The organism is Cellvibrio sp. ATLC23 (assembly GCF_057196725.1).
Window position 1 is genome coordinate 419,945 of sequence record NZ_JBXUOS010000003.1, and the last position, 10,641, is coordinate 430,585.

Sequence of the window (10,641 nt, forward strand, 5' to 3'; positions counted from 1 at the left end):
GTAAATAGGGATGATGCGTTTTATGTTTTAAGCAGATTAGGCTGATTTTGCAGAGGCTTCATCCTGTTTGCTGGTAAAAACATCCTGAATTCTAAGATCAATCGCAGGTCTCATGAAGATTTTGACGACAGGGTAAAATTGGCGCGCCGCGCAGTTAAACTCGGGCAGAAACTAGAAGAGACTGAGGCCTCACGTTGAGGCCTCAGGGTGGAGCGAGTGTTACTTATAAATCCGACCGCGATTAGATAAGACTGTTGAGATACTTCTCCAGCATGGTGTAACCCACGCCATCCTTTTTGTTTCTATCGCTTGCATCGCTGGGGTTCAGGCCGTTGGCATTCTCCCAATCGTCAGGCATACCATCTTTGTCGCTGTCTTGTGGTGCAGTGCCGCTATTCAGCGATGGCCAGCCACCCACTTCTTGCTGTGATTCGATGATGCCATTTTTTCCGTAAGTGGCGGTGCCATTGCGCACTTCTTCGATGATGCGTGTATCCACCGAGTCGCGCACTTTGGAAGCACCGGCTTTTGCCAGAACCGATAGGTAAGCTTGTTCTGCCGTTTCTTGCTTGATTGGCATAGATGGCCAGGGCTTGGTTAACTTCGCAGCGGCAGCGGCGGGCTGTACACCGCCATCCCAGTTATCTGCAGTTACTCTGGCGTTGCCGACCACGTAGTTATCAGCCACATAAAAATGGCCGTAATCTGCATCGCCATTGCGGGTGGTTGGGTTCAGAATACGGCTGCGCACCGCGTTTGCAGTTGCCGGGCCCGGTTTGTAGTAGTTAGCCACCATGTTGATGTTAGAGAAGTTGAAGTTGGCATTGCCCACTTGTTGTTGCTCACCACCATAGGCGCTGTTGTAACCCCAGTTGTAAATCACGTTGTTGCGATAATCCACATTGCCGCCACCCGAGGCAAAACGAATCGCGCGGCTCACGTTGTGGGCGATGAGGTTGTGGTGATGACTGCTGTAAGGTGAGCCCCAGATACCGGCAAAGCCATGATCGCCACCACGGTTGAGGGTTTCGGTAATCATGCTCCACTGAATGGTGACGTTTTCGCCGTGGTAAATCGACATGGATTCGTCATCACCCCAACTGGCGGAGATGTGATCCAAAATAATGTTTTTGCGGTAGCGCATAGAGATCGCATCAGCATCATTTTTTAACAGATCGCCGTAGCGTGAGCGAATATAACGAATGATCACATTGTCGGCGTTGATCACTAATGGATAACGCTTCAGTGTAATGCCATCGCCCGGTGCGGTTTGACCTGCAATGGTGATGTTGGGGTTGCTGATGGTCAGGTTACTTTTTAAATCGATAGTGCCTGAAACACGGAACACAATAGTTCTCGCACCCGACGCTGAAACCGCCGCACGCAAACTGCCCGCGCCTGAGTCATTCAAATTCGTCACTTCGTAAACTGCACCACCACGGCCGCCGGTGGTGTATTTGCCGTAACCTTCCGCGGTTGGGAAGGCGAGCAACTCAGTGGCGGTTGCACTACTACTGGAAGAACTGCTCACACTCGGCGTTGAACTTTTAGGCGTTGAACTGGCAGCCACACTACTAACCGCCGGTGTACTGCTAAGCGCAACCGAGGAGCTGCTTACTGCGGGCTTGCTGCTGGAACTACTCGAACTACTTGCGACCACACCGCAAATACCTGCGCCTGTTTTCGCCCCCAGAATACTGAGCGAGTCTATATTGGGCAAACCCTCGGCCGTTAATGCGGTTAACTGCAGGTTGTTATTGCCCTGGATTAAATCCACCTCAATAGAGGCTGTTTGCCAGTTGGTCCAACTGCCGGTTGCGGGCAAGTTCAACGTGTAACTACCGTTGCTGCCACCATTGAGCAGTAAAGTGCCCGCACGGTTGCCACTGCCACCGTTGGCGTAGCGAAAACTTAAGGTGTAACGGCTGCTACTCGTTGCATCTGCCGCCCACTTGATTGCAGTCCCGACTTTATTGGTGGTGTTGGCAAAACCATTGCCAGTGAACCCCGCATTGTTATTGTCAATTGTGCCGTCAACACTGCAGAAACCTGGCTCCTGCTCCTGAAGTACAAAAGTTGACGTGGCTGCCCAAGATGACGAGGAAATAGCTAGCGCTAATCCAGAAAGGATAAATGAATACCCTGCCCGCTTTGTCGAATGAAATCGATTCATGATTGTTATGCTCGTGATGTAGTAATGGAAAAAATGCAATAAGTTATTTGAACTCATTGCCGCTGTTAGCAAACTGCCCTGTAATGAGCAGTTCTTTATTGTCACCGGCCAACAAGGCCCCCTGTGTTTGAAGGGATGAACCTTCTTTCCATGAATGTAAAAAACGTGAATTAAAAAATGAGTGCAATAAATTCCGCGTGAGAGCTGCACACCAAAGCACTGCAATTAACTTGATGTTATTTTTGCTTCGTTAACAAACTTAGATTTTTTGAATACTTTATTTTATTCACGCTAGGCGTCAGCCACTTAGAGATCACCCTGCCCAATAGAAAAAACAGCCTGAATGCTAAGGTTTGGCGCGTAAAAGACAGATGTAGATCACAGAGCTATCAAATTCAGTTTTATTTACCGAACGGAAAAAAATCCATAAAAAAACCAGAGCGCCTAATCACTAACGCTCTGGTTTAAAAGTAAATAAAAAAATGTTTCCGGTTTATTGCACGTTAATAATTACCCGGCGATAGGCGTACAGATTGGGCGATCCGTTATCCCGCAGGGTTAAAATAATGTGAAGATTTTTGCCGCTCGCACCTGAGGGAATTTGCACCGTAGCATTCGCCGAGGTGCTGTTATTAATGGTTACAGAACCGTTGTACGAACTCGGCTCATCGTAGTAAGACCATGCGTAAGCTAAGCCGTTATTGTCCGGGTCGCTTGAACCTGCTGCGGTCAGTGCAACACCAGAGCCTGCGCTGGCATTGAGATAAAGCACCTGAGTTGAGCTATTGCCATTCACTACCGCGATAGGGTGATGGTTGGCATCGGCATAATTATTTTTGATGCTCCAATCCATGCGCGCCTGAAAATCATTGTCGATCGCAGGCTTCCAACGGCTAATCGCACTAGTGCCTTCAGCGGTGTTGCCAAACATTTTATAGGTGTCGTACTGCGACTCATTTGTCACTGGCGACATACCGCGAATACCGCTTTTTTTATTGGTGTCAAAACGGCCACCCCAGCCACCTTGATCTACTTTTTCCGGGTCGTGCAGACCATTGGGAATTAAATGCATAAACGCTGGCGAATCGCCCTCGGTTGCATATTTGCGGTTGGGATAGGCTGCGCCCAGCGCACCATGGCTTTGTACATTAGTGCTCAACCAGCTGTCGGAAGGCGCCCAACCATAAACACCGGTCGCGCGGATAAAAAATAAATCCGGGAAGTTTTTTGTCAGCCATGCACCCGCATCGTCTTGCCCCAGCACATCATAAATACGCAATTTGCTGAGGAATTTATTGAAGTCGCTGGCCGAGCGTGTATTGCGCACATCCCATACTGCTTGCGCGATAGTATTGCAGCCGCCCCAACAGGTAACCCAGAGCGGGCGCGCATCATTTTTATCGGCCGCCGCAATAATAAGATTGGAACCAGCCGTGGCTTTACCGGCGCCGACATCCCCCATGCCATAACCTCTTTGCCCCATAGTGGATACGGATTTCAAATATTCGTATGAGGGAAAACCATCGGCATGTTTTTTCAAATTAGGTAAGGCTTGGTTATAGGCATTTAATAATTTGTCGAGCGCCGCCGTTGAGGTTTGTGTTTTTTTCCAACAGCTGGTGGAAACAATTAAACCTTCAATATCAAACAAGTTGGCCATGACCAATTGCCGCACCATAGATTGTTCATCATCCGGGTCGGCATTTAAGTCAGTGGTGTTGATGATACGAATGCGCTCGTTGCTATAAGTCGGTGTCGAGCTGGAGCTGGACGAAGGCGTATTGGACTTAACCGAGCTGCTTGCCATGGAGCTAGTCGCCATTGCGCTACTCGCTGGCGCGCCACTGCAGGAGCCCGGCGTTGCGGCTGCACCAGTGACTTGCAAATAATCCATATTGGGCAAACCCTCTGCGGTGAGCGCAGACAATTGCACCGTATTATTGCCCTGCACCAAATCGACTTCGATGGATGCGATTTGCCATGCAGCCCAGCTACCGGTGGTCGGCAATTCGACTGTGTAATTACCGTTGCTGCCGCCATTGATTAACAGCGAGCCATTGCGGTTACTGCTGCCGCCGTTTGCAAACCGGAAACTGAGAATATAGCGACTGCTGCTGGATGCATTGATCGCCCACTTAACACCATTGCCCACTGCGTTGTCGGTATTGGCAAAACCACTACCGGTAAAGCCGCCATTGTTGCTGTCGACTGTGCCGTTCACACCACAGAAGCCCGTCTGTTCTTCTTGAATGATAAAAGTGTTATTGCCTTGCGCGCTTGACGAGCTACTCGCTACGGATTTTGAACTCGGTGCAACTGAGCTTGGCGCAACTGAGCTTTGAGGAGTGGAACTTGCTGGCGTGGAGCTTGCTGGTGTCGAACTGGGAGCAACCGAGCTAAGGGGTTTTGAACTCGGCGCACTGGAACTTATTGCATTGCTCGATTGGCTAACAGCATTACACAGGCTACCCGTGACTACCGCCACACTGGCATTGCCGGTTCCCTGAAAACCAAAACTGGCCGACGCATTGGGCGCAAGCGTGCCATTCCAACTTAATGCCGTGGCGGTATAAGGGTTGGCTCCGCTGAGCGTAACATTCCAGGCGCTAGTGATAGTGGCAGAATCTTTCCAACTCACCGACCAACCGTTCACCGTTTGATTGGTATTGTTGGTCACTTTAATTTCTCCGGTAAAACCCGAGCCCCAATTGTTGGTAATGGTGTAACTACAACCGGCCCAGGAGTGACTGGAAATACTTAAAGATAAGCCCAACAGCAGTGCTGAATAGGCGATTTTTTTTGCCGAGCAAAATCGATTACTGTTCATTATGATTTCCGCTTGTTGTGAAGTGATTTTTTACGATTGTTTGCTGTTGGTTATTTTTATACAGCTAACAATCTGCTTAGTCGGTTAAGCATTAATACTTACTTGATGAAAATAAATACGCGCGCTGATTAAATTAAAAATTACAAAATAAATTTAAAAAACCATGAAACTCCTTTTTCATGGATAAGGGACGACCTGACAGCCTACCTACCTAAATAATTCATCAACCAGGTCATAGCTGGGCGCGGCGTACCATTGTCTTGAATAAGGCCGGTGCCATCGCGCCAGGTTTTACCTACAACATAGCCCCACAAGGTAATGCCCTTGACAGAGGAATGTTTATAGAACAGTGGGAATTGCTCCTGCATGATGCGCAATTGATCCTGATCATTAGTTTTAGCGATGTCGTATTCAGAAATATAAATCGGCACACCCAAGGCGGCGATTTGATTTAATTTGCTAGTCAATTCTGTCAGCGAGCGGCTCTCCAATCCGTGCGCTTGCAAGCCAACAGCATCTACCACACCGGCGGCGATCACAGGTTTTGCCAAGGTGATAAATTTATCGGTATCCCAACTCAGCACGTTGTAGTCATTCAAAATAAGTATCGCGTTGGGGCAGTATTTACGCGCTAATTGAAACGAGCGAATAATCCAATTATTACCAAAGGCGTTTTGTGCATAATTTGCTGGCGCATGTGAAGGAATTGCTTCGTTCACTACATCAATCATTGCGGTATCGGGATAGCGTGTGCAGTAATCGCGAATCCACTCTTCAATTTCTGCCGCCTGCTCAGTCGCACTCAATGAATTAATCCAACTGGGATACTGGCTGCCCCACACCAGCGTGTGCGCTTTGACCGGAATATTGTGCTGGCGAGCGTAGGCGTAAATGCGATCGGTGCCACTCCAGTCATACACATCGCGCGAGCGCTCGACCGAACCCCATTTGCCTTCATTTTCAGGGGTGATTTGATTCCAATATTTGTTGAAATCCGCACGCACTGCGCCCGACGTTGTAATGTTGCCGACAAACTTTCCTTGCGGCGCGGGCGCACTGGAAGAGCTCTTGCTCGATGCGCTACTGCTGGCCGGAATGCTGCTTGCGTTTGTGCTGCAAGCACCGCCACTGGTTGGTTGACCGGTAATGGTTAATGAATCGATATTGGGTAAACCTTCTGCCGTCAACGCGGAGAGTTGCACAAGGTTATTGCCCTGCACCAAATCCACTTCAATCGACGCGGTTTTCCAGCTCGTCCAACTACCGGTGCTTGGCAACTCGAAGGTGAAATTACCGTTGCTACCACCATTGATTAGCAGAGAGCCATTGCGATTGCTTGTGCCGCCATTAGCAAAACGGATTGTCAGTGTGTAACGGCTGCTAGTGGTCGCGTTAATCGCCCACTTAACCGCCTTGCCTTGGGCGTTATCGGTATTGGCAAAACCGGTGCCGGTAAAGCCGCTGTTATTGCTATCGATACTGCCATCTACACTGCAGAAGCCTGCTTGCTCTTCTTGCACAACAAATGAGGAATTATTGGCTGCACTGGACGAGCTGGGCGCGATTGAGCTGGCGGCTTTGGAGCTGGGCGCCGCTGAGCTAGGTGCGATAGAACTCACGGGAGTTGAGCTGGGCGCTGCGGAACTTGTCGCGGGTGTACTCGATTTACTGGTCGATGACGCCGCTGCGCCACAGAGGCTGCCAGTCACGGTGGCAACACTTGCATTGCCCGTACCTTGAAAACCAAAACTGGCAGAGGCGTTGGGAGCCAAGGTACCGTTCCAATTTAATGAGGTCGCGGTATAGGGATTAGAACCGGAAAGGGTTGCATTCCATGAGCTGGTAATAGTGGCAGAGTCTTTCCAATTTACAGTCCAACTATTCACGGTTTGATTGGTATTGTTGGTGACTTTAATTTCACCGGTAAAGCCTGAACCCCAATTGTTGGTGATGGTGTAACTGCAGCCTGCCCAACTAAAAGAACTTAGCGATAAGGTAAAGCCAGCAACAATAAGAGCAGTACTGCGCCGCGTTAAGATTGCCAATAGATTTGTTTTCATTGTCCCAAATACTCCTGGTTTTTAATGGAAGAAAAAGCCCTCACTGAATGCGCCGGCAGGGTTTAAACCTTGGCAAACAGGGCATTCAAAATGAGGGTAAGCACGTAGGGAATTACATTTTTAGATCACAGGTATTGCCGACACCGCACTTGCTGGAAAGAATGGCGGCTTTGGCTTGTGAAGCTGGCATTACGCTATAGCTGTAAGGCGGTTTAAATACACTGCCGGTTGAATCGTTAACATTTTTGGCAGTGCCTTCGTTGCCTATACCTTTCCAACCCGTGTGTGCACCACCCATGGTGAAAAATGCTGGTTTACCTGGATTGTCATAGGTGCAACCTTCAGCGAGCAGTTGCATTTCTTTGCCGACGCCATGCATATCGCCGGTGTTTTTGTGATAGTTGTTAAGCATGTGAACCTTGCCGAAGCGGCCACGCGGTTGACGTGATCCAACCAAGTCGCCCCACATACTAAACATATAGGTAATGTTTAATTTGCCACGGCTTTCCGTTTCGTCATCGCTACCGGCAATCAAATTGGAAAATTTATGTTCTTTGTTGTAGGTGTAGTGAAATTTACACCATGAGCAGGTAACAAAATCCCCCGAGCGAGTTACATCAAAATTGCCATCTTGCCCATCGGCTACATCGAAGTGATCGAACCATACATGGTGCGCACCACTACCAATATAAACGCCGTCTGCACCCGATCTACATTCGTCGTAACTACCACATTGTTTGCCGCGCACCGAGATATTGCGCACGATGATGTTGTATTTATCGGAACCGCTAATGTTGATATTGCCGCTGATAATTACACCGGGCTTGGTACCGATAATTGTGGTATTTGCGCCTGGAGTAAGCGTGCCATCGTAAACGCCGGGTGCAACCAGCACGATTTTGCTGCTGGAGCCGCTCACCGCTGATTTCAGCGCGCTCATGTTGGTTACGGTAATAGCTTTACTTAAATCAGTGCCGCCACCGGTGGTGCCGCCATTCATGCTCGCCCAACCCGGTGCCTTATCGGTAATGCTGATATAGCCAGGGTTGTTATTGCTCGGCGTGCTAGAGGCTACAGATGATGAGCTTTGTGGCACTGAGCTTGGCACAGAGCTTTTGGGCGCAGAGCTGGACGAAGCCGGAGTGCTGCTTGCGGTTGTGCCGCATGAACCCGGTGTTGCGGCTGCGCCAACCAGAGTCAATGAATCCACATTAGGCAAACCTTCAGCGCTCAGCGCAGACAATTTCACATTGTTATTGCCTTGCACTAAATCCACTTCAACTGAAGCAGTTTGCCAATTAGTCCAGCTACCTGTTGTGGGCAATTCGACGGTGTAGTTGCCGTTGCTGCCGCCATTAATCACCAGCGAGCCATTGCGGGCACTGCTGCCACCATTGGCAAAACGGAATACCAGTGTGTAGCGCGAACTGTTCGATGCATTCACTGCCCAGGTAATAGCGGCGCCTTGGGTATTGTCGGTATTGGCAAAGCCACTGCCGGTATAACCGCTATTGTTACTGTCGATGGTGCCATTCACCGAACAGAAACCACTCTGATCTTCCTGCAAAATCAAAGACGTGTTGGTCGCTGCAGAGCTGGTGGCTTTGGAACTGGGTGCAACCGAACTTGCCGGTGTTGAACTAACCACAACCGAACTGGCCGCTTTAGAGCTTGGCGCTGCAGAACTGACTGGTGTACTGGATTTGCTGCTGGATGACACCGCCGCACCACAGAGGTTGCCGGTTACAGTTGCAACACTCGCATTTCCCGTACCTTGAAAACCAAAACTGGCAGACGCATTAGGAGCCAAAGTGCCATTCCAACTTAATGCAGTTGCGGTATAGGGGTTTGAACCAGTGAGGGTTGCATTCCATGAGCTGGTGATAGTCGCAGAATCTTTCCAAGTCACAGTCCAGCCATTCACCGTTTGATTGGTATTGTTGGTGACCTTAATTTCACCGGTAAAGCCTGAGGCCCAATTGTTAGTGATGGTATAGCTGCAATCGGCCCAGGCAAAAGACGAAACAGCAAGAGCCAAGTTGGCAAGCAGCAGGGAGCACCCACTTCTTTTAATCAACTTATAGTGTTTGATGTTCATAATATTTATGACTCGCTAAATTTTAGAATAATAGGAACCGACCATTTGCCATGGCGTGCAAATGACTACGGAGAGATTGTGGATGTTGAGCGAAACGACAATGCCGTTAAATTGCTAAACAGCCCTGTATTTATGCTTAATACTTGAGGCTATTGGAGATGCAATGCGCACTTTTTTATAGTGCTGCTCGGGTTGAATATCTATTGTTGTTATTTTTATTTTATGTTTAACGAGGTGATTAAAGAGTAATCCTGTTTACCTAAGTGAACTGCCTGAAATCTTATTAAAAGCACCTGAATACTAAGGTTGCACTGGCGAGAGTGTGCGTTTTTTAGCAAAAAAAACAATCAATGTTCAAATAGCAGATTTTGTTTTAAATATAAATTTTTCTGCGCCGAATAAACTTCCACTCATCCTTCACTGAACTCGTGTGTCATCAAATCGACTCGTGGGCTTTACGATAATCGCGCGGCGAGCAGCCACATGAGCGACAAAACGCTTCGTTAAAACGGCTAATGGATAAAAAACCCGATTGCAGGGCGATCTCGGTAATCGGAAGGTCAGTGGTACTCAGCAGGCGCTGGGCATGGGATACCCTGTGCTGGGTAATGTAATTCACCAATGTTGTCCCAAAGGTTTTTTGAAAAAGATTCATGGCATAGTTGGGGTGCAAATTCACCACCTTACCCACATCTTTAACGGAGAGTTTTTGGGTGTAATTTTTAGCGATAAAACACGCCATTTGTTCAACTTTGTTGAGCCCGGAACCAGTAACACTGGACAGATGGTTGCGAATATTATGGGAGTCTGCATGGGTGTGAAAATCCAGCGCAAAACGAGTCAACCGCGCTTGCATTTCCAGAATGACTGGTCGCTCATGCTGCGGGGAATCATTCATTAAGTCGGCCTCCCAATTTTCAAACAGCTTTGCATCTGATTCTGCTTTTTGCGCGCTGAATTCGCTGAGAAAGTAGCCTTGCATTAAGGGCTGAACAAATTCTTCTGGCAAACGCCACTGCAAAAAAAACTGCAACGGTATTGTGGCCACAAAAAAAATGCTGTCTTCTGAATAATCAATAATTTGATGCGGTATTGCCGCCCAAAAAATGCTGAGCCTGCCCACTTCCACACGCTGTTTTTTACCCCCCAACAAATAGGTAATCGAACCTGACTTAAGCAGATTAAGTTCAATTTCGTTGTGATGATCCGGGCGCTGCATGGGGGAAGGTTGCCAATGAACACAGGTTAAACCATAGGGCGTGAAGTCCGGACGGTTTGGATCAAATGACTGGGTATTAATATCTGAATTCATTTTTATTATTCAATGCTGGTAAAAAAACTGAGCACAAGATTCCCCTTCCTTTTATCACCCAGGAGGCTTATGCATTTTTTGCGCATCCAAGCTATCTACACAGTAGACAGCATAATCTTTAGCTTGGGAATAAAAGCTTAGAATCCGAGAAATATTGTGCGAAAAACAGGA

At 48.3% G+C, this 10,641-nt stretch carries 5 protein-coding genes; all 5 read right to left on the bottom strand.

What is annotated here, in order from left to right:
* Positions 1 to 241: 241 nt before the first annotated feature.
* Positions 242 to 2,173, bottom strand: a complete 1,932-nt coding sequence (locus AC2CG4_RS07400; protein WP_484485638.1) for a carbohydrate-binding protein — start codon at positions 2,171 to 2,173, stop codon at positions 242 to 244.
* A gap of 493 nt (positions 2,174 to 2,666) precedes the next feature.
* Positions 2,667 to 5,000 carry a nucleoside hydrolase-like domain-containing protein gene (locus tag AC2CG4_RS07405; RefSeq protein ID WP_484485639.1) on the bottom strand — a complete coding sequence of 778 codons (2,334 nt, stop codon included), beginning with the start codon at positions 4,998 to 5,000 and terminating at the stop codon, positions 2,667 to 2,669.
* Between the two features lie 203 nt (positions 5,001 to 5,203).
* Positions 5,204 to 7,060 (bottom strand): endo-1,4-beta-xylanase, encoded by a 1,857-nt coding sequence (locus AC2CG4_RS07410; RefSeq protein WP_484485640.1) that lies wholly within the window; start codon positions 7,058 to 7,060, stop codon positions 5,204 to 5,206.
* A gap of 112 nt (positions 7,061 to 7,172) precedes the next feature.
* On the bottom strand, positions 7,173 to 9,158 hold the full coding sequence (locus AC2CG4_RS07415; RefSeq protein WP_484485641.1) for a cellulose binding domain-containing protein: 1,986 nt from the start codon (positions 9,156 to 9,158) through the stop codon (positions 7,173 to 7,175).
* 436 nt (positions 9,159 to 9,594) lie between these two features.
* Positions 9,595 to 10,470 carry a helix-turn-helix domain-containing protein gene (locus AC2CG4_RS07420; RefSeq protein ID WP_484485642.1) on the bottom strand — a complete coding sequence of 292 codons (876 nt, stop codon included), beginning with the start codon at positions 10,468 to 10,470 and terminating at the stop codon, positions 9,595 to 9,597.
* Between the last annotated feature and the right edge of the window lie 171 nt (positions 10,471 to 10,641).

Bases quoted from the DNA above. Each gene is read 5' to 3' on its own strand.
- AC2CG4_RS07400 (WP_484485638.1), bottom strand. From the start codon at position 2,173: ATGAATCGATTTCATTCGACAAAGCGGGCAGGGTATTCATTTATCCTT.
- AC2CG4_RS07405 (WP_484485639.1), bottom strand. From the start codon at position 5,000: ATGAACAGTAATCGATTTTGCTCGGCAAAAAAAATCGCCTATTCAGCA.
- AC2CG4_RS07410 (WP_484485640.1), bottom strand. From the start codon at position 7,060: ATGAAAACAAATCTATTGGCAATCTTAACGCGGCGCAGTACTGCTCTT.
- AC2CG4_RS07415 (WP_484485641.1), bottom strand. From the start codon at position 9,158: ATGAACATCAAACACTATAAGTTGATTAAAAGAAGTGGGTGCTCCCTG.
- AC2CG4_RS07420 (WP_484485642.1), bottom strand. From the start codon at position 10,470: ATGAATTCAGATATTAATACCCAGTCATTTGATCCAAACCGTCCGGAC.